This window comes from Gilliamella sp. LMG 34360 (genome assembly GCF_984568995.1).
Window position 1 is genome coordinate 1,625,549 of the sequence record NZ_OZ474900.1, and the last position, 19,703, is coordinate 1,645,251.

Here is a 19,703-nt window from a genome sequence, read left to right on the forward strand (position 1 = left end):
ATTTTTTATGCAGCAAAAGCCTAAAATTTATAACCTACACCAATCATTGCAACCCATGGGTCCAATTTATATTTAGCCGTTACTTTAGTATTTCCTAAATGCGTTGTTGCTTTCGTTTCAATATCAATATAACGTACTTGTGCATTAATGAGCCAATTTTCATTAATAGAATAGTCTGCCCCAATTTGTGCCGCTAAGCCCCAAGAACTATCAAGGTCTAAACCATGGAATCCTGCTTTTTTAGCTTCTCCGCTGAGTTTTTCATCAAAGAAGAAAGTATAGTTTACCCCAACACCCACATACGGTTGAAATTCAAATTGCGAATCAAGAGGGTACCAAACAGCACTTAATGTAGGTGGTAAATGTTTAATTTTACCAAGGTGAGCGCCAGCCAATCCCGTTGAATTACCACCGCCAAGTTTAACTTGATGGCTAAATGGTGTTGCTCCTAACAGTTCAATACCGATATTATCCGTAATCATATATTGAAAATTTAAACCAAGTTGAGTGTCATTATCGGCTTTAGCTTTTAAATCACTTTTTGCCCCACCCACTTTCACATGATCACTTTTATCTTTTGGATGAACATAAACAGGTCCACCACGGACTATGATTTCATTCGCTTGATGTGCATAAGCCATTGAACTTGCTAATCCCATTGAAATGAGCATTGCAACAGATGATATTTTCATTTCTTGTCTCCTAATACTATCTTATAAGCTATAATTTAAGGATTATTGAATTAGGCGTTTAATTAATTTTATTAACTAATTGTCAATTCATACTGTTATTTATGTCATATTAAGTTAATTAAAGAATCGGTTGGATAATAATAAATTCTTTAATTTTATGATAATATCACATTTAATTTGATAAATCTGAGATTTAGCTCAAAATTTATGTAAAATCTATGGCTTGCATTAATCTTAAAGGTTAGATATAATAGAAAGAATAATTTAGTGGGTTGTTAGCTCAGTCGGTAGAGCAGTTGACTCTTAATCAATTGGTCGCGGGTTCGAACCCCTCACAACCCACCATTAACATATTGTTTTAAAATGTTTTTATGAGTTTTGCGCAACCTTGTTTAACGTGTCGAATGTGTTGTGTGCCGTAAATGTGACATTGTTGGCAAACTCCAGCATATGATTGGCATTCAGGTGAGCATATTTTTTTACCATTTCTAACGTTTCCCAGCCGCCCAGCTCTTTTAACGTAAATAATGGTGTGCCTGCCTGTACGTGCCAACTTGCCCACGTGTGCCTTAAATCATGAAACGTAAAATTCTCAATTCCCGATAATTTACATGCATCACTAAAATCACGGCGATCAATATCATAAACTCGTTTTAATGTATTTCGAGTAAAAACATATTCGCAATTATTCCTGAACCGTCGTTTCCTGATTAATTCGATTGCGTCATGATTTAACAATAATGGTCTAGCTCGTTTAGATTTAGCATTATCATTAGTCACAGACGCAATACGATTAACCAAATTTACATTGTGCCATGTGAGTGTAAATATCTCACTCATTCTGGCTCCTGTTGATAGGGCAAATAAACAAACATCCTTCATCCATTCCAATCGCAAATTTGAAATGAGTAATGTGGCCTGTTCCTTTGTGATCCATCTAACCCGAACAACAGGTTCTTTTGCTCTCGGCACAAATGGCACAGAATCGATCCAATCTAATTTATACGCTAATGAAAACATACGTATAATATCAGCACGATATCTGTTTAACGTAGCATTACTAACTGGTTGACCAGTTCGTTTAACATATTCAGGCAATGAATTCAGTATTTCCTCACCTGTAATTGATGCTAACTCACGACCAGAAAATTTGCTTAAAAAATATTTTGCGCGTTCCTGTTTTACTCGGAAATTCTTCTGTTCCTTTCCATCTTTTAAAAATAAAATAACCGCCTCTTCAAATAGACGTTGCGGTTTTTTATTCAATTTTGTTATTTCCCACAATTCAGCTTTTAATTTATCGTGATACTCTAACGCCTTTCTTTTGTCTGTCGTGCCAGTAGAGCGCCTAACTCTTGATCCATCTGGTGCTTGGATATCAATATGCCAGATGTCGCCACGCTTTTTAATCGACATTTTTTACCTCCTTGATCAGAGGTTAGCCGATCGTTATTATTATTTGAATTGAATTTTTCTTCAAATATTTTTTTATCGACCAACCATCGGCCTTTACCGCCTTGACGAGCAAAACCGTATTTACTTTTATTTTCAAACATATATGTATATGATAATTTGGTTATTCTTGCGGCGTCTTTTAATGTGATGATTTCCATATATTTAACCTATAACTGAATATCATTGTTACACGCATAATTACCCTCGCTGATAATTAACTATCACATTCCCACATTTGAACGGAACAATTAGAATTAAACATGTTTCAAAACTGCAACTATTCGGCGAACGTTTGCCGTTAGGTAACAGAAATTGATACCTACCGTCAGGGACATAGATAATGCAGTCCTGATTGAGGACATTTTCATGCCACGCGCGAGTAGCAGGAGTGTAGGGCAGAACCATTAAAATCTCGTGTCCTGATGATTTAGATTGCTCGATAGCTTTTTGGAAAAACTCCCATTTTTTCGAAAATGGCGGGTTGCAAAACATTGGTAAATGTTTACAGTGGCAACGCTCATTTTTAACAAAGTTATGTTCATCCCATTCAACTGATGGGCTCAATGCGTCAATATTTTCATCAATATACGCGGTTGCTATACTTATCGCTGTGTCAGCATCTTTCGCGCAAACGTCAACACTAAACCGCCACGTATTTAATAGCAATATTTTCATCAATATACGCGGTTGCTATACTTATCGCTGTGTCAGCATCTTTCGCGCAAACGTCAACACTAAACCGCCACGTATTTAATAGCAATTGAGCATCTCTAATTAGGTTTCCTGGTGTTCGCCAATAATCCTTTTCTGATTTTGGCGTGTTAGATTGATTTAGATTGACCATTAATATTTACTCCTCAACTGACCCTGATCCAAAATGACAAAAAATCGCTTCAAACCCTTATCGTACAAGGGTTTGTCATAGTGATCGTAAATTATTTTTTTAGAGAGCTAGCATACGCTAGTAAAGTTTTGTTTTTCATAGTTACTCCTTATTCACTAATTGAAATTCAACAGCAGCCCTAAAACCCCGTAAGAACACGTCAAATATTTGCGCTGTGTCGTTTTCTTTATAATCATTTATTGCGGTTTTAAGCTCAGGGTTTCTGACTAATGAAAAATTCAGCTTATTGTCGATAATAAAATCTTCAAATTGCGAGTGAACAAAAGCATTAGCTTCGGTTAATAGATTTTGTTTAAGGTCACTTTTCATTTTTTTACCCCTAATTTATGGTTTTCATCCTGTTGCTCACATAGTTTACTGATAGTTGAATTAACAATACCGTTTAGTAGAAGCAGGGCGGAACCCAGATCATTTATTGTAGATTCGTCAGTAGCAGTTAGGTCACCGCTATACAAAACATCGGCTATTCCACCAATTCCGTGTACAGTTTCGCTTAAAACAGAAAAAACATCTTCCGTTGTTGCATTTTCTTTTATCAAAAGATTGATTGGGTCATACATGATTACACCTCGCTAGTGCTATCAAATCCAGATTTTGATGATGTGCAAAAATGCACATCAGTTTTTATTACTAGACAATTTAGAGTAATTGTGTTACTGTTCATTTAAATGTTTTCCTATGTTGGTTAGTTTAAGCAACCCTTATGATGGCAGTCTTTAGGGCTTGTGATTCGTTTCTAAAACCATCAATTGTAACTTCATTTTTTAAGGCAAATTCCTTTAATTCCATTAGTAATTGAAGCAGTTCTCCTATTGATGCGATCGAGTCTGTAGCTTCATTCGATGCGATTTTATCGTCCCCATTTTCTGAGCCTGATGCTGCCCAAAACATCAATACCCCTAATGTATCCAACGCGTGGTCAATAGAGCTACCGATATCTTCAAATGCACTAGACGCTTTCATCAATTCGGTTGGATCATAACTTTTTGGTGACCTATTTAAATAATCGAATGCTGCTGTGTATCGTTTCATTTTTTGTTACTCCTGTTCCCATGATGCATCTAGTGGAGACTCCAGCTGGTTGAGGATATCTGCGACAACGGACGCAACCATCCAAGTCGCATTATTAATTTGTTTGTTTTCATAATTTGACCCTTGTGCAGTCACATTAATAATTAATCCTAAAACCCCAGTAATTTGTGTTAATGATGCGTTTATTGACTCAATTTGATCGCTTGTTAACATCTGTCCCTCCTAGCGTTTTTTTATCAGTTGGTAAATTTTCTAGATGCTCCAATATGATGTTTAATTCATCCGCTATCATCCAAGAACAGGTGTTAACATTATCATTCCTGTTATCAGAATCAGGACTAGTCACCTCATTGATTAGTAGTGCGCATGCTCTCAATTGAATCAATTTTTCCCAAATTTTTTCTTGTAATTCGCAATCCAAAAGAAAATATTCCATTTTTAGCCTCTGATATTTACATGTGTGTTAGATACAAACTGATTTTTACAAAAAAGGTTAATCACTGAACTCATAATGGATTGTTGATCCTCTAGTTCAGTTGTGAGATCATAAGACTTGGATAGTTTTTGTGTGGATACAATAGGGTTAGGGGTAGTAGTCATAATGACAGCCTCTACTTGAAGTTTATTAAACCTCATCGAGCAGCTACCAAACTGGGCGATGAGACGTAGCGAAGTTGGTAGACTGGTCAAGTAGAATCCAGCGAGCCTTTCGGCTCCATCACTACGCCCCATCATAGAAAGAATAGGCATAATACGGACATAAAAAAACCGCAAAGAACAGCGGTAACTATCCGCTACTTGATTCAGGCTACCACACCCGACACTAGATTTTGCTAGTGCAACATTAATATAGCCTGAATTATTAAATTTACGCAAGCGATTTTTTATAAATAACATCCTAACCCCCCAAAACTAATTGCAAATCAATTAATGTTTAAATTTTGTTTAATTGTGTAACCAATATTAAACTTTTTTAAACAAATTAGTCAATAGCTAATGTTTAATTTCTGTTTATTAAATTGTTTAAAAAAAAGGTGTTTTTGTTTAATATTATGAAAAATATAAATTTAATATTTGTTTGATTGGCTGTTTTTTGAACTGTGTTTTAATGGGGAGTATAAAAAAGCCCTGAATGGGCTTTAGCTGTTTTAATTGTTTAATCTTAATCATCTAGTGATGAGTGCCACCACATACGACCAAGCACTTGAAAATCACCGCTTTCAATTTGTTCCTTACTAATTATTTCATCTGCATATGTTGGATTGTACGATCTTAGCGTTATGGTTCCGTCGGTATTTCGAATTAGAATCTTAACTTTTTGCAGATCATAAACACGTACAGCATATATTTTACCGTCTCTAATTCGAGTATCTGCTGTATTTATAGAAATAATGTCCCTATCAAATAATCTGGGTTCCATGCTATCCCCCGCAACTTTAACCACTTTAGCCATATCTATTGGAATATTTCGTTGTTTAAGAGTAATGCTTCTAAACGGTAGTGTATACATTTCCTGCTCCATTGTGGGACATGCTCCAAAACCTGCTGATAATTCAACATCTAAAACAGGTATTGTTACAAATCTCCCATTATTCTGCTCTTCTTCTGATAATGATTCCCATTCAATAGGACTCAACTTACTATCACTAATATTTTCGCCGCCTCCGTATAGCAGCCACGTGAGATCGTACCCCAATTTTTCAGAAATCAATTTAGCTTTTTTGCGACTAATTGCATTCCTGTTTATCCAATTGGTTACATTTTGTGGTGATGTACATAAAAGGTCAGCTAATTCAGTTTTATTAATTGATTGGTCTCTCATTATTTTATTTATGCGTTGCTCGACTGTACTCATATATGGTCTCCTAATTTGTTATGTTTAATTTTACACATTTTGTGTAAATCATCAATAAACAAAAATAAATTTAAATGTTGCAAAATTAAATATTTTTGTGTATTTTATATTTAGTGTATGTTTATTTTGTGTTTAAAATTAGCTGGAGAGCTTATGAGCAAACAAAAATTAACGCCGCTTGATCGAGCAATACGTGCTGTAGGTGATACGCAGACCACGCTAGCAAGATTAGTTGGTTGTTCTCCTCAAAACATTACTAATATTAAGGCGAGAGGAGGAAAAATACCCAGTAAAAAACAGGAAACGCGGGAAAAATGGCTAAAAGCCACAGGATTAAGCGAAAGGGATTTATTCCCTGATAGGTTCTAAATGAACCCATACGGCTTAACCCTGCCAGATCATCACTGCAGGGATGATGAGAAATGGCTCATTGAGCAGATGTCGAAACTACCAAAGAGGGTGAGATCAAAAATATCTGCGTTGTATTCGGATGTTTATGTCACTGCGTATAACAACGAGCCCATTAATCACAAAAAAGAAAACAGAGCGCGGAGAGAAGCCAATACGCGACTTCGCGAATATGTAAAACGATATACCAGTGTAATGAATCAGGCGGTTTCTGAACCTCCAAAATGTACACTGTAAAAAATCCTCAAGGTTGTGTTTTGAGGTACTCATCAAGGGAAAGAAGCAGCTTTTGATGGGTAAGGGCGGGGTGTGCTTGGTACGTTATATCTATATCTGTATTTATATTATTTACTATTCCAAATAGAGAATTATTTATATAGATCTTAATCATTAATATATATATAGGGCACTGTATGAAATTTGAGCTAATGACATTACTATCAAAACAGTTCGATAAACCTACAACTAGCAATAGGGTTTGTTTTATTCGGTCATTGATAGCTAAATTAAATCTGAATGGCTACACCGTTGAGAACGAGGTCAGGCATCCGCATTTGGCAAGTGCAAAAATTAATCTCCGCGTCACTAAACACGGTCAAACATGTTGGATCGAGTTGGATAACAAAACACCTAGAATTCGATCGCTGGAGAGCATCCAATCAATCAACGAACACGGCGGTAACGGGTTCATTTTGCTACGAAATAGTTTTTTATCTCAGTATAAAACACTAGGAATAGACATAGTATCAGCGAGACGATAATCATGTTAAATATCACGCCAAACCATGCACAAAGTATTGGGCTAGCTGAATTACGTAATAATTGGCTAACAACCAGAACGTTTTTGGTTAGCGCTCCGACAGGAAGCGGTAAAACTGGATTAGCCGCGTTCATTACTGACGGGTTTATCAAACACAACAAGCGCGTTCTGTTCATAGCTCCCTACACCGTACTGATTGAGCAAACTATGGATCGATTTGTGCAATATGGGATTGATGAAAATTTAATATCAATCATTTGGCAGAAACATAGATTATACAACCCTAACAAACCAATTCAAATCGCATCTGCTGACACATTGATCCGCCGTGAACTACCGACAGATGTTGACTTGATTATCGTTGATGAGGCGCATTTAAAACGTAAAAAAATCCTAGTGTACATCAAGGAGACTGAAGCAAAAGTGATCGGATTGTCAGGCACTCCATTCGCAACATTTTTAGGTCATTACTATGAGAAATTGATCAAGCCAACCAGTATGAAAGAATTAATTAGATTGGGAGAACTCAGCCCTTATGAATTCTACGCGCCTACAAAACCAAACCTTGATAAGGTCAAGTCCAGCAACACGATTATGGGACGAGATTATAACGAGGATGAACTTGGCGAGATTATGGGCAATGCAGATCTTGTCGGAAATTTAGTGCAAAACTGGCTTGAAAATGGTCAAAATTTGCCGACCATTTGCTTTTGCGTTAATGTTAAACATGCAAATTTTGTAACACTAGAATTTCAGAAACACGGTATTAACGCGGAGGTTATGACCGCAAATACACCTACTGATGACCGCAAATTGATCATTGGACGATTTGAGCTAGGTATTACTAAAATTATTGTAAATGTAGGTGTTCTGGTTGCAGGTTTCGATAGCGATGTGCGCTGTATTATTTATGCGCGCCCAACTAAATCTGAAATCAGATGGGTTCAGTGCATTGGTAGAGGTTTACGAACGGCTCAGGGTAAGAACAAATGCATTATATTCGATCATAGTGGTACTGTGCATAGACTAGGTTTTCCTGATCAAATCGAATATGACACGCTACCCTCAAAAACAGACGGAATGAATACCGTTCAAATCCACGAGCGCAAACAGGTAGAGAAAAAACCAAAAGAGTGCCCCTCATGTAAATTCATGAAACCAATCGGCGTTTATACATGTCCTAAATGTGGTTATGAACCGTTAGCAAACGAGGATGTCGAAACCGACGAAACGCGGTGCATCCAAAAAATCAGTAAGGGCGGCAAACGTGTTTATTCACAAATGGAAAAACAATCTTGGTGGTCTCAGATTTTGTACTACCAACATCAAGTTGCGCAGACAAAAGGTAAATTCCTAAGTGACGGATGGTGTGCTCATGTGTATAAGAGCAAATTTGGAGTGTGGCCAAGAAACTTAAACCGTTGTCTACAAGAAATCAGTCCAGAAGTTCGAAATTTCATTTTAAGCAAACAGATCGCCTATGCTAAAAGTCAATCTTCCACTACATCGGCACAGCAAAAACTATCATTAGCTACTGATGAATTGCTAGGTCAAAACACCAACAAGATATCCAGTTTAACCGCAAGGATACTTGAAGCTAAACGTGCAGCAGAAAGGGCTACTGCATGAAAACTGTAGACGCAATTAAATATCATATCCCGAAAGTGCTGGAACATTACAAACTCCCACCAATAACAGGAGGGCATCATTATCGTGGTGAGTGTCCATTATGTGGTAAAAAAAATAAATTCAGAATAGATAATAGGGAAAATCGAGGTACATGGATTTGTAGTTGTGGGTCGGGCGATATCTGGAAATTACTACAAGAAACGCAACACAAAGACTTCAAGACATTAGCGCGTGAAATTGATGATTTGATAGGTAATTCATACACAAATAATGATCAACCAAAACCAGTGAACAGTAATGTTGACGAATTACGGGAACGAGTTATTAATAAATTTAACTCTATCGACACATTAACAGGCTCCAATGCTGAAAAATACCTAAACAGTAGGCACATTACGTTACCGCCAAAAATTGAAAATATAAAATATTCGGCGTCCGAAAAAATAGGCGGACATATTTATGGCGCGATTTATTCACTCGCAACAGATTGCAACGGTAACGTGTGTTATCTGCATAGAACATTATTGGATGGAGAAAGAAAAGCCAGCGTATCAGCTCCCAAAAAATTAAATGGTTTGCAAGCTGAAAATTATCTTAATTACGCTAAATCGGTAGCTATCCGTTTATTTCCCGTATCGTCAACGCTCGGTATCGCGGAGGGCATCGAAACCGCGCTATCGTGTTATCAAATATACGGGTGTAATACATGGCCTACTATCAGCGCTGCATTTTTTAAAAAATTTATAGCACCTGCAGGAGTAGATCATCTGATTATATTTGCAGATACAGACAGTAATTTAACTGGTCATGCAGCAGCTTTTGAGTGTGCTAATAAAAATCTATTGTCTATTCACAATGATGTAAAACGGGTAACGATTAGATGGACAGAACGCGGTGATTTCAATGATGCGTTAATACACGGACTAACAGTTTATGAATGGTCAGGAACGAGGTAATTAGAGGTGGATGATATGTATCAATATAGAGCATTAATAAAACAGAAAAAATACGCACAGGAATTCTATATAGTCATTAAATTCTTGCTGTTAGTGACATTAGTAGCGGCGTTGTTAGGTGTTTTTAAGTAAAGGTGGTTAGCAATGAATCCTGTTGATTTTATTTTTTCCAATATTCAAAAAACGTTGATTACAGAGGGTTACACGACAGCTATTGCTAGTTTATCAGCTAGGCATGGAGTTGATGAATATAAACGCCGTTCTCAACCTACAAGACGTGGTCATATCTACGATGATTGTTTACATGAGGCGAGACGAAAAGCGAAAGCCTACAAAAGAAGAGAATCATTATTAGGATAGGTATGCCCAAAATTGGACACACCCCCATTGGGGGAATACAGAGGTATAAAAATGGCAAAATCAGCAGTAATATCAATAGCTGAATGGGTAGAGCAGCACAAATAAGGGCAAGAGATGATTAAAACCGAGCAAACCTATCGTCCATTAAAAACAATAAAGCAATATACACTAAATTCCGCTAATTCATTTCGTCATTTAGGTAGACAGGCGAATAAACGGGTAGGCGCGAATAAACGGCATGAGCAATTAAAAGAAGCGGTGAACTACGATCCAAAAACGGGCATATTTACGTCTGCCTATAAAGACGGCATACGCATCAAAGGCGTACACGATGATCGCGGATATCTATTCATTACTGTAAATAGTCGCAAATATGCTGCAGAACGTTTGGCGTGGTTTCTGGTAACTGGTGAATGGACTAAACGTAAAATACAACACAAAAATGGAAATATTGCCGATAATCGATTTGCCAATTTAGAGGAAATCAGGGCGGTTGAACGCAGCATTCCAAAACCTCAATTATCAGAGGGTGTTCACTATTCGGCATCAGATCGTAAATGGGTAGCTATAGTTTATCGCGACAGACAACATTATCATTTAGGACGTTACACTAGTGAGAAATTAGCATTGAAAGCGGTCGCGCGGTTTACGCGAAAAATGAATGATGAGGTCAAAAACCAAAATAGTTATAGACCATTAGTACAATTGAAAAACAAACGACAATTAGGCATTACAGCTCAGTTAACTAATTACCAGCAATTGGTTGTTGAAAATATTTTGACTGGTTGGGGCGCGTGGTCATATGAAGATATTCGCGAGCGTGACGAAAATGTTATAGCTAAAATGATGTTCACCTCCCATCAAATCAGTGATACAGCATTAGTTGATATTATTGAGAATTTGTACAATCAGGGATATAGAGGAGAAAGCCTCTTTCAACGAGCTAGCGACATTATCGCGTCAATGAAACATCGACAGGCGGAGAATCTGACCGATGATGAGGCCATGCGGGTCGATCGTTTACTCATTGAAACATTTGGGAAAAACAGCCCTATAATTAAAATAGCAGTAAATTATTATGTTTATGGGCATCATTCACGAGAGATCGCTCATTATATTGAAAAATTGACAAATTATAGGTTAACCCATTATCAGGCGTTAAACCGCGTAAAATGGTGTTTAGATTATTTAAAATCACATTTTTACATGGTTTATTCTGCCAATGAAAATTAATTTTTAAAAAAAACTTGATTTACTATATGGCGCATGATATAAATATGATATATTCGACGCGAATATTTAAATTAAGCCTTGTTAGAGATAACAGGGCTTTTTTATTACCAATTTTTCATTTTATTTCCCTGTAAATCAAAGCCGCCCTTGTGGCGGTTTTTTATTGCCTATTTTGGATGGTTGGCAGAGTTGGTTTAATGCACTGGTCTTGAAAACCAGCGAGGGGCGACCCTCCGTGAGTTCGAATCTCACACCATCCGCCACTTTTAAATAACAGTCCTCCTATGCCACTTTCTAACATCTCAAATGAGTATAGATACGTTTGGAGGTTTCACAGTATCGACAGCAATGCTAGACACACACACTACACAGACCCAGAGCTAGTACGCTGTCATTTCTATTAACTAACAATCGTAAATTCATATGGACAAATACACGTCACCAGTATCCTATTTTTGGGGAGTCACCTGCTCTATGTTTGGATTTCTGAGCCTAAACGATATCGCTATTATTATCGGTATTATTATATCAATAGCTACATTTATCATTAATTGGATTTACAAACGCAGAGATTTTAATCATAAAAAAAATTTGAGAGAGCAATACTATGCGAAATATGAAAAAAATCACCGCGACTGCGATTTGTAGTGTTTCGGCTATTATCGGTATTGTTCTAACAAATTACTCAGATGAAATTAGAACCAGTAGAGCAGGACTGGAGCTAATCGGCAATGCTGAATCCTGTATTAGAGAGCCATATAATTGTCCAGCGGGTGTGTTAACTGTTGGTATTGGCTCAACTGGTAATGTAGAGCAAAAACGCTATACAGACGAGGAAATCGCTAGGCGCTGGGTAGATGATATCAAAACAGCAGAGCAATGTGTTAATCGACACGCTAATGGATTTCATTTACCACAGCCAGTGTTTGATGCCGCCGTATCTATTACATTCAATTGTGGTTGCGCCAATATGAGGACGTCAACAATGTTCAAATGTCTAAATAACGGAGATTATCGAGCCGCATGTTATGAATTCCCTCGTTGGAATAAATCCAACGGAGTAGTTTTAAATGGGTTAGTTAAACGTCGAGAGCAGGAAAAATTGCTATGTCTCTCATTTCAGGGTATTTAATTATGCGTAAATCGGAATTTACTATTATCGCGTTAGTCATTGTTAGTTTTATTCTGACAGCCTATTTTGGTTACTATAATTATCATGATAAACAGCGTTTGGAACGCGATAAATTAGAATTAACCAATAAAATCGAACAACTACAGCAAACAATCGCTAGAAATAATCAGATTATCGCAGATAACGAGCAATCAAAACGCGAATTAGAAAATCAATCTATAGAACGGCAGGAGCAAATCAATGAGCAACTCAAAAATAATGATTGCGCTGGTCAGCTCGTGCCTGTTTCTGTGTCTAACAGCCTGTACAACCGAGCGAAAGGTATACGTCAATCAACCAATACCAGCGAATCTATTAAATGATTGCGTGCCTCGTTTACCACCTAAATCAATGACATTCGGTGACAGTCTCAAATACAACGAACACCTATTAAATGTTATTGAAATGTGTAATAGGGACAAACAGGCTCTACGGGAGATTTATAGTGATGTCACAGAGTGAATCTAAAAAAATTAGCAGGTTTATATCATTCAAGTGGCTCCGTGCTTTTATTGTAATCGCATTGATTTCGATATTAACTACATTAGGTGATTATAAAATTTTTATAAATGGTATTGTTCCATCAATTCTATATGTAATATGTTTTGTTTTGTTTTTTAGAGGTCAATTTCTCCTCCAGTCTGTCGATTATAGTAAAATAAAACATCCATTTTATTTGAGAAAATTGACGGAAAACAACTGGTACATGAAAAGATCGTTCTCGAGGCTGTTTGTGTGTACTACTATTTTTTTTGCTACTGACAAAATTTTAGATAATTTAGGATTATCAATCCAGTTCTTTGATTTTAGATTATTTACCGTTCTGACGTTATTAGAGGCAATTTTTTACTATGATTTAAATAGTCGTAATATTATAAAACTAATGGATCAAATTTCAGAATTAACCACAGAATAACATTACATCAGGTAGATTATTAATAATGGAAAAAATACAGCAAACAATAAATGGAGGTTTATATATGCAATTACAACCATATCAACAACAGGTTATTGATGAGCGCGACGAATTGGCGGGTAAATTAGCAAAATTGACTGATTTTATCAATTCAGAACGTTTAACGGAAATAGTACCAGATGAGCTCGAATGCGAAAGATTATTTTTACAAAAATCTATAATGACAGCATATTTAGATGTTTTAAATTACCGTATCGATGCATTTAAATAATTATTCAATTTTAATACATAAACTATAAAAATTCACGGGTGAATAAATGAAACAGTTAACCTATGGTCAAAAATTAGTAAACACAAATTTCAATCCCTCTGAGTTAGAGTCGGTTGGTATTTGTAAAAAATATATTGCTACCGCCATCGACCAGCTGAATGATTTGCGAAAAAAAACAGAATCGCCTGAGACAAAGCGGCTATGCTCTATTGCTATTACAGAATTGCAAGGAGCGCAAATGTGGGCGACTCAGGCATTAACCAGTCAGATGCCAACCAATAGCTAAATATTGATTTACACTATTTAACACAAAAAATCAGACTAACACAGCCATATTGTTTAAACTATAGACATATTCACAATGGATATAAAGACAATTCGTGATGGTAACGATGGACTTAGAGAGTATTACCTCTGTACGACTCCTGATGGTGAACAATATACAATTGATAGCGAAGCAGAATAATGCTACTTATTTTTATTTATTATTTTTTATCTATAGCTACTTTGTGCGCCTGCTATTATTTCCGCCGTTCTCGTTTCACGGAAAAGGATTATAAATATAACAAACCATTAAAATGGACTCGCCGTATTCTGATAATTTGGGCGTATTTGTTTTTAGGAATACAAATTAGTATTTGTTTTAGGGAAAATTATTTTCGTGACGTGGATAATGATTTTATTATTGCGTCTGCTATATTTTTTGTATTGGCGTATCTATTTGCTATACGCTGGGTAGAAAGAGTTTCACATCCTTTCGATAAAAAGAAAAAATAGCAATCGAATTAACAAACAATAACCGCCTAAATGGCGGTTTTTTTGTGCCTAAAATTCATAAACATTCAATTTTAGAAAATCTCAATTAGAAATGAGTTTTAGAGGGTATCAGATGGTTATCATGGTGTTCTCCCGACTGGTTCCCTGTGTGACTAGAACTCATTTCTAAGGGAGAAAACAATGGAAAATGTTTTACCGAGCTAATGAACGATGAATTCGACGGTAATGTTTTATATTTGCTAGACCCTCCGTACATTAACACTAATCAGGGATACCATAGAGATAAAGGCCACTATTTTGGATTATTGTCTCAGTTGACATTATTTGAATTAATGAAACCACCATTTTTCTATTTTACCAGCAATAAAAGTGAAGTCATGGATTTTGCGGAAACCAAAAATAAATATTCCCATTTATTTAATAATTGCGAAACATTCACAACAAAAAATACAGTGAGCGGACGATCAGCCTATTTCGATATTCTAATCACAAAAACTATATAGGTAACACACGTAATACCGTAACTTTAAGTTACGGAAATAGAGGAAATCCAAATTATGCCATTTAGGCAACTTTGACTATAACTTAAAGTTAGGGTCATTTCACTGCCTTTTCAAAAGGCACCGAGCACACATATGAATGTATACAACAACACCCGCTGGCGTAAAGCAAGGTTAACCTACCTACAGCGTAACCCATTCTGTGTTATGTGTAGAGAACAGGGCAGATACGAACCAGCCACAGCAGTAGACCACATAATCCCGCATAAACTCGAACAGGCATTAATAGCTAAAGACCCAGTAAAGATTAAGATAGCACAACAGTTATTCTGGGATTCATCTAATTGGCAGGGATTATGTAACACACATCACTCTAGTACCAAACAGAAGATAGAGAACAAAGGAACAGAGATAGGATGCGATATCAACGGTATGCCATATGGCGGACACTGGAGTAAAGAGAAATGAAAGATGAAAAGAAATTACAAATAGCACGAATTTATAAGAACGGCTCATTTAGAGGACTTGGACTTTTATATAACGGTGAATTATTACCATGTCAAACAGGTGAATTGGACCTAAAGACGCGCTCTAATAGTCATGCTGATATTACTGTCAGATTTAATATTGGAAGTAGCGAAATAGGTATCGCTAAATACGAAATAACAGAAAAGGGGGAGGGGGAGGTAAAAAGTTCATGATAAAACACGTAAAAACCACCCGCCCTCATTTTTACGCAAAACCGCGAAATGAAATATTTTTTTTGGAGAACTTATGGCAGGTCGCAGACCAACACCAACAGCCACTAAATTGGTTGCAGGAAATCCTGGTAAGCGGGCGCTAAATAAAAATGAGCCTAAACCAAAAGAGGGCTATCCCGATGTACCGACGCACTTTAATACACAAGCTAAGAACATCTATCTTTGGCTGTGTAACATGCTCAATGACATGGGGCTATTGACCGTAGTTGATGGAATTGCAATTGAACGTTTAACAAAATGTTACATAGAAATACTGGAATGTGACAAACTCATCGATGAACACGGACAGGTGCAACAGGTCGTCAATACTCAAGGTGAGTTAGTCCTTAAATCCAATCCCGCAGTAACTCAACGTGCTGATGCTGATCGCAGATTACGCGCGTGGATGATTGAGTATGGACTAACCCAAGCATCTAGATCAAAGGTGAACGCACATGGCAAAGAGGGAGAAAACGAAACCGACAGATTCTTTGATTGATAACGCGACTCAATATGCGATTGATGTGACATCGGGGAAAACATTAGCAGGACCTGATATCCGAAACGCGTGTCAGCGCCATTTAGATGATTTGAAAAGAACAAAAGAAAAAGGGTTAATTTGGGATACTGAATCCGCTGATCGTGCTGTGGCGTTCTTCGAGGAAGTGCTTAAGCTGAATGGTGGAGAGCATGAGGGGAAGCCTTTTATATTATTGCCGTGGCAATGTTTTATAGTCGGATCAATATTTGGCTGGAAAACATTAGACGGATATCGTCGCTTTCGTATGGTCTATATTGAATCAGGGAAAGGCTCTGGTAAATCGCCTTTAGCTGCAGGAATAGGTCTGTATTGTCTAATGGCTGATAATGAACCTCGCGCAGAAGTTTATGCGGCAGCTACAAAGAAAGATCAGGCGATGATATTGTTTCGTGATGCCGTTGCTATGGTTGATCAATCTCCTGCATTATCTGAACGAATAAAAAAATCAGGTACAGGTCAAAACGTGTGGAATTTAGCGTACCTAAGAAAAGGCGCGTTCTTCCGACCAATATCATCTGACGATGGACAATCAGGACCTCGCCCTCACTGCGTATTGATTGATGAAATACACGAACACAAATCTAATAACGTCGTTGAAATGATGCGAGCTGGAACAAAAGGGCGAACTCAGGCGATCATCTTCATGATAACCAACTCTGGACACAACAAAACCAGTGTTTGCTATGAGTACCACGAATACGGGCGAAAGGTTGCAGAACAATCATTAATTGATGATACATTTTTTTCTTTTATTTGCTCACTGGATGAGGAAGACGACCCGTTTAATGATGAATCATGTTGGGCTAAGGCTAACCCCTCATTAGGTCACACGTTTACCGATAAATATTTGCGTGAACAAGTAACACAAGCTAAAGGGATGCCATCTAAAGAATCAATCGTTAGGCGTCTTAATTTTTGCCAATGGGTTGAGGCTGATAATCCATGGTTGGCATCTGATATCTGGATGGCTAACGAGCAAAATTTTGATATAGACGAATTGATCGGCGAGGATTGTTATGCTGGGTTGGATCTATCTGGTACGCGCGATCTTACAGCGCTATCCCTTTATTTTCCAAAACATAAAAAGGCATTTACTGAATTTTGGACACCAAAAGAAACACTTTTAGATAGGACCAAGTCAGATCATGTGCCCTACGATGCATGGGTTAAACAAGGGTATTTATTCGCTACGGAGGGTCGGGTTGTTGACTATAATTTTGTCGCTCAACGACTAGGCGAATTAACAGCTAAATTTAATATTATTCGAATGGCATTTGACCCGTATAGAATTAAATATTTTCAGCGTTCATTGGATGATGAATCAGTGAGCATTGAAATGACACCGCACGGGCAGGGTTTTTTTAAATCAAAAGATTCTGGTTTATGGATGCCTCATTCAATCGAGCTATTAGAAAAAGACATAACAGAGAACAATATCATCATCAAATATAACCCTTGCCTACGTTGGAATGCTGCTAGTGCTGTACTCGAATCTGATAACAAAGAAAATAAGGTCTTTGCAAAAAGGAAAAGTACAGGGCGCATTGATGGCGTGGTTTCACTTGCAATGGCACGTGGTTGCGCTGATGAAATGCAAGAACAAATCGGCAACCTATCAGATCATATCTTAAACGTCGGAATACGGACACTATGAATCTATTTAAATTTTTTAAACGTAAACAAAATTCTATCAGTCATCAAGAACCTGCTGATTATACAGGTTTTTCATTTGACACATATACTGGTCGCCGAGTGAGTCCAGCAATGGCTATGAAGTTAACTGCAGTATTTGGTTGTGTTCGTGTATTATCTGAATCGGTAGGAATGTTACCCTGTTTTCTATATCAATCAACTGATAGCGGACGAGTAAAAGCTCCAAAGGAAAAATTATATTCACTTTTATATACTGCACCCAATGACTATATGACACCTCAGGAATTTTGGGAGTATTTAATTGCTAGCCTTTGTTTACGTGGTAATTTTTATGCGTATAAAGTTAAAGCATTAGGTGAAATTGTCGAGTTGTTGCCCCTTTTACCTGATAATGTGCAACCGAAACTTGATGAAAATTGGAATCCAGTTTATCAGGTTACATTCCCTGACGGCTCCTGTGATGTCCTATCTCAGGATGAAATTTGGCACGTTCGCACATTTACAATGGATTCGTTAGTTGGATTAAGTCCAATTAGTTATGCTCGCCAAACAATAGGGCTTGGATTAGCAACAGAGGAGCACGGAGCACGTTTATTTAGCAATGGTGCTGTATCAAGTGGAGTGTTACAAACGGACCAAGCTTTAACGGATGAAGCCTATAAGCGGCTTAAAGAAAATTTTCAAGAGCAACATCAGGGTTTATCAAATGCACATAAGCCGATGATTCTAGAAATGGGATTAAAGTGGAATCAAATCAGCATGTCAGCGGAAGACGCGCAATTTCTCGAAACTCGGAAATTTCAACTTGAAGAGATATGCCGAATATTCCGCGTACCACTCCATATGTTGCAAAACACCGACCGCGCAACGTTCAGCAATATTGAAAATCTGGGTATGGGATTCGTTAATTATTCCCTAGTACCATATTTAACCCGCATTGAGCAGCGAATAAATACAGGGCTGGTAAGCAAGGAGAAACGAGGGCAATTTTATGCCAAATTCAATGTAGGCGCTTTATTACGTGGCGATATGAAATCACGCTACGAATCATATGCAACTGGTATCAACTGGGGAATTTTGTCACCGAACGAATGCCGAGATTTAGAGGAACGTAACCCACGTGAGGGTGGTGACGTTTATCTAACGCCAATGAATATGACTACTAAACCACAGGATAACAATAATGCTAAATAAAAAGAGAATGGATATACCATTCGAAATTAAATCAATCAGTGATTCTGGTGCATTTACAGGCTACGGATCGGTTTTTGGTGTGAAAGATAGTGATTCAGACATAGTGATTAAAGGTGCTTTCACAAATTCACTTAATCAATGGAAAGAAAAAGGACGACTACCGGCACTGCTTTGGCAACACAAAATGGATGAACCTATCGGCTATTACACCAAAATGGTTGAGGATGATAATGGTTTATACCTTGAGGGGCAATTATTAATTGATGATGACCCATTAGCTAAACGAGCACACGCTCATATGAGGGCTAAATCCTTGTCGGGTCTGTCAATAGGGTATGTATTAAATGACTATGATTATGATAAAGAAAAATCAGCGTTCATTTTAAAGGACATTGACCTTTGGGAGGTATCCGTTGTCACATTCCCAGCAAATGACGAGGCTAGGATCGATAATGTAAAAAGTATTTTTGAAAGTGGTGATATACCGCCACCAAGAGAAATTGAGCGAGTACTGCGCGACGTTGGACTCTCTAGAACTCAGGCAAAAGCGTTTATGTCTGAGGGGTATGCTGCGCTAAAACAGCGAGATGTTAGTAATAGCGAAGAAAACGCGATAAAAATTTTACAATCAATTTTTAATTAGGAGATTAAATATA

27 protein-coding genes and 2 tRNA genes are annotated in these 19,703 nt (G+C 37.3%); 18 read left to right on the forward strand and 11 right to left on the reverse strand.

Features of this window, described 5'->3' with window-relative positions; translation table 11 throughout:
- Positions 1-20: 20 nt before the first annotated feature.
- Positions 21-692, reverse strand: coding sequence for an OmpW/AlkL family protein (locus tag AC5LW9_RS07265; protein ID WP_039127977.1), 672 nt, complete (start codon positions 690-692; stop codon positions 21-23).
- A 269-nt stretch (positions 693-961) separates the two neighbouring features.
- Between AC5LW9_RS07265 and AC5LW9_RS07270 the strand changes: the two genes are divergently transcribed.
- Positions 962-1,037, forward strand: a tRNA-Lys gene (locus AC5LW9_RS07270).
- A 24-nt stretch (positions 1,038-1,061) separates the two neighbouring features.
- Here the strand turns inward: AC5LW9_RS07270 and AC5LW9_RS07275 are convergent.
- The 10 genes from AC5LW9_RS07275 to AC5LW9_RS07320 all read right to left on the reverse strand — a co-directional run bounded on the left by AC5LW9_RS07275 (position 1,062) and on the right by AC5LW9_RS07320 (position 5,938).
- Positions 1,062-2,108: a tyrosine-type recombinase/integrase gene (locus AC5LW9_RS07275; protein ID WP_493455518.1), complete on the reverse strand. Its 1,047-nt coding sequence runs from the start codon at positions 2,106-2,108 to the stop codon at positions 1,062-1,064.
- The gene (locus AC5LW9_RS07280) at positions 2,003-2,305 is read right to left on the reverse strand and encodes a hypothetical protein (protein WP_493455519.1); all 303 of its coding nucleotides are present in this window, start codon (positions 2,303-2,305) and stop codon (positions 2,003-2,005) included. Before AC5LW9_RS07280 ends, AC5LW9_RS07275 begins: the two co-directional genes overlap by 106 nt.
- A gap of 40 nt (positions 2,306-2,345) precedes the next feature.
- Positions 2,346-2,822 (reverse strand): DNA N-6-adenine-methyltransferase, encoded by a 477-nt coding sequence (locus AC5LW9_RS07285; RefSeq protein ID WP_493455520.1) that lies wholly within the window; start codon positions 2,820-2,822, stop codon positions 2,346-2,348.
- The gene (locus tag AC5LW9_RS07290; protein ID WP_493455521.1) at positions 2,788-2,991 is read right to left on the reverse strand and encodes a hypothetical protein; all 204 of its coding nucleotides are present in this window, start codon (positions 2,989-2,991) and stop codon (positions 2,788-2,790) included. The genes AC5LW9_RS07285 and AC5LW9_RS07290 overlap by 35 nt, the downstream gene beginning before the upstream one ends.
- 141 nt (positions 2,992-3,132) lie before the next feature.
- The gene (locus AC5LW9_RS07295) at positions 3,133-3,360 is read right to left on the reverse strand and encodes a hypothetical protein (RefSeq protein ID WP_493455522.1); all 228 of its coding nucleotides are present in this window, start codon (positions 3,358-3,360) and stop codon (positions 3,133-3,135) included.
- Positions 3,357-3,611 carry a hypothetical protein gene (locus AC5LW9_RS07300; protein WP_493455523.1) on the reverse strand — a complete coding sequence of 85 codons (255 nt, stop codon included), beginning with the start codon at positions 3,609-3,611 and terminating at the stop codon, positions 3,357-3,359. Before AC5LW9_RS07300 ends, AC5LW9_RS07295 begins: the two co-directional genes overlap by 4 nt.
- 130 nt (positions 3,612-3,741) lie before the next feature.
- Complete coding sequence (locus AC5LW9_RS07305; protein WP_493455524.1) at positions 3,742-4,083, reverse strand: hypothetical protein; 342 nt, start codon at positions 4,081-4,083, stop codon at positions 3,742-3,744.
- Between the two features lie 6 nt (positions 4,084-4,089).
- Complete coding sequence (locus tag AC5LW9_RS07310) at positions 4,090-4,296, reverse strand: hypothetical protein (RefSeq protein WP_493455525.1); 207 nt, start codon at positions 4,294-4,296, stop codon at positions 4,090-4,092.
- Positions 4,297-4,521: 225 nt separating this feature from the next.
- Positions 4,522-4,980, reverse strand: a complete 459-nt coding sequence (locus AC5LW9_RS07315; RefSeq protein WP_493455526.1) for a hypothetical protein — start codon at positions 4,978-4,980, stop codon at positions 4,522-4,524.
- 265 nt (positions 4,981-5,245) lie between these two features.
- Positions 5,246-5,938, reverse strand: coding sequence for a LexA family transcriptional regulator (locus AC5LW9_RS07320; protein ID WP_493455527.1), 693 nt, complete (start codon positions 5,936-5,938; stop codon positions 5,246-5,248).
- 153 nt (positions 5,939-6,091) lie between these two features.
- On the opposite strand from AC5LW9_RS07320, the gene AC5LW9_RS07325 reads away from it, so the two are divergent.
- From AC5LW9_RS07325 to AC5LW9_RS07405, 17 genes are all read left to right on the forward strand, one after another.
- The gene (locus AC5LW9_RS07325) at positions 6,092-6,307 is read left to right on the forward strand and encodes a hypothetical protein (protein ID WP_493455528.1); all 216 of its coding nucleotides are present in this window, start codon (positions 6,092-6,094) and stop codon (positions 6,305-6,307) included.
- 802 nt (positions 6,308-7,109) lie between these two features.
- Entirely contained in the window at positions 7,110-8,735 is a 1,626-nt protein-coding gene (locus tag AC5LW9_RS07330; RefSeq protein ID WP_493455529.1) for a DEAD/DEAH box helicase, read from the forward strand.
- Positions 8,732-9,691, forward strand: coding sequence for a primase-helicase zinc-binding domain-containing protein (locus tag AC5LW9_RS07335; RefSeq protein ID WP_493455530.1), 960 nt, complete (start codon positions 8,732-8,734; stop codon positions 9,689-9,691). Before AC5LW9_RS07330 ends, AC5LW9_RS07335 begins: the two co-directional genes overlap by 4 nt.
- 144 nt (positions 9,692-9,835) lie before the next feature.
- A complete protein-coding gene (locus AC5LW9_RS07340; protein ID WP_493455531.1) occupies positions 9,836-10,051 on the forward strand; it encodes a hypothetical protein in 216 nt (71 codons plus the stop codon).
- Between the two features lie 114 nt (positions 10,052-10,165).
- Complete coding sequence (locus AC5LW9_RS07345; protein WP_493455532.1) at positions 10,166-11,284, forward strand: DUF1133 family protein; 1,119 nt, start codon at positions 10,166-10,168, stop codon at positions 11,282-11,284.
- A 174-nt stretch (positions 11,285-11,458) separates the two neighbouring features.
- Positions 11,459-11,547: transfer RNA gene (locus AC5LW9_RS07350), tRNA-Ser, on the forward strand.
- A gap of 211 nt (positions 11,548-11,758) precedes the next feature.
- Positions 11,759-11,932, forward strand: coding sequence for an HP1 family phage holin (locus tag AC5LW9_RS07355; protein ID WP_493455533.1), 174 nt, complete (start codon positions 11,759-11,761; stop codon positions 11,930-11,932).
- Positions 11,892-12,416 (forward strand): lysozyme, encoded by a 525-nt coding sequence (locus AC5LW9_RS07360; protein ID WP_493455534.1) that lies wholly within the window; start codon positions 11,892-11,894, stop codon positions 12,414-12,416. Before AC5LW9_RS07355 ends, AC5LW9_RS07360 begins: the two co-directional genes overlap by 41 nt.
- A gap of 2 nt (positions 12,417-12,418) precedes the next feature.
- Positions 12,419-12,778 (forward strand): DUF2570 family protein, encoded by a 360-nt coding sequence (locus AC5LW9_RS07365; protein WP_493455535.1) that lies wholly within the window; start codon positions 12,419-12,421, stop codon positions 12,776-12,778.
- Positions 12,675-12,917, forward strand: a complete 243-nt coding sequence (gene lysC, locus AC5LW9_RS07370; RefSeq protein ID WP_493455536.1) for an Rz1-like lysis system protein LysC — start codon at positions 12,675-12,677, stop codon at positions 12,915-12,917. The genes AC5LW9_RS07365 and lysC overlap by 104 nt, the downstream gene beginning before the upstream one ends.
- A gap of 518 nt (positions 12,918-13,435) precedes the next feature.
- Positions 13,436-13,642, forward strand: a complete 207-nt coding sequence (locus AC5LW9_RS07375; RefSeq protein ID WP_493455537.1) for a crAss001_48 related protein — start codon at positions 13,436-13,438, stop codon at positions 13,640-13,642.
- A gap of 46 nt (positions 13,643-13,688) precedes the next feature.
- Entirely contained in the window at positions 13,689-13,928 is a 240-nt protein-coding gene (locus AC5LW9_RS07380; protein ID WP_493455538.1) for an Acb2/Tad1 domain-containing protein, read from the forward strand.
- A 1,455-nt stretch (positions 13,929-15,383) separates the two neighbouring features.
- Positions 15,384-15,620, forward strand: a complete 237-nt coding sequence (locus AC5LW9_RS07385; protein WP_493455539.1) for a hypothetical protein — start codon at positions 15,384-15,386, stop codon at positions 15,618-15,620.
- Between the two features lie 73 nt (positions 15,621-15,693).
- On the forward strand, positions 15,694-16,158 hold the full coding sequence (locus AC5LW9_RS07390) for a phage terminase small subunit P27 family (RefSeq protein WP_493455540.1): 465 nt from the start codon (positions 15,694-15,696) through the stop codon (positions 16,156-16,158).
- Positions 16,115-17,854 (forward strand): terminase large subunit, encoded by a 1,740-nt coding sequence (locus AC5LW9_RS07395; protein WP_493455541.1) that lies wholly within the window; start codon positions 16,115-16,117, stop codon positions 17,852-17,854. The genes AC5LW9_RS07390 and AC5LW9_RS07395 overlap by 44 nt, the downstream gene beginning before the upstream one ends.
- Positions 17,851-19,047, forward strand: a complete 1,197-nt coding sequence (locus tag AC5LW9_RS07400) for a phage portal protein (RefSeq protein WP_493455542.1) — start codon at positions 17,851-17,853, stop codon at positions 19,045-19,047. The genes AC5LW9_RS07395 and AC5LW9_RS07400 overlap by 4 nt, the downstream gene beginning before the upstream one ends.
- Positions 19,037-19,690, forward strand: coding sequence for an HK97 family phage prohead protease (locus AC5LW9_RS07405; RefSeq protein ID WP_493455543.1), 654 nt, complete (start codon positions 19,037-19,039; stop codon positions 19,688-19,690). The genes AC5LW9_RS07400 and AC5LW9_RS07405 overlap by 11 nt, the downstream gene beginning before the upstream one ends.
- Positions 19,691-19,703 lie beyond the last annotated feature (13 nt).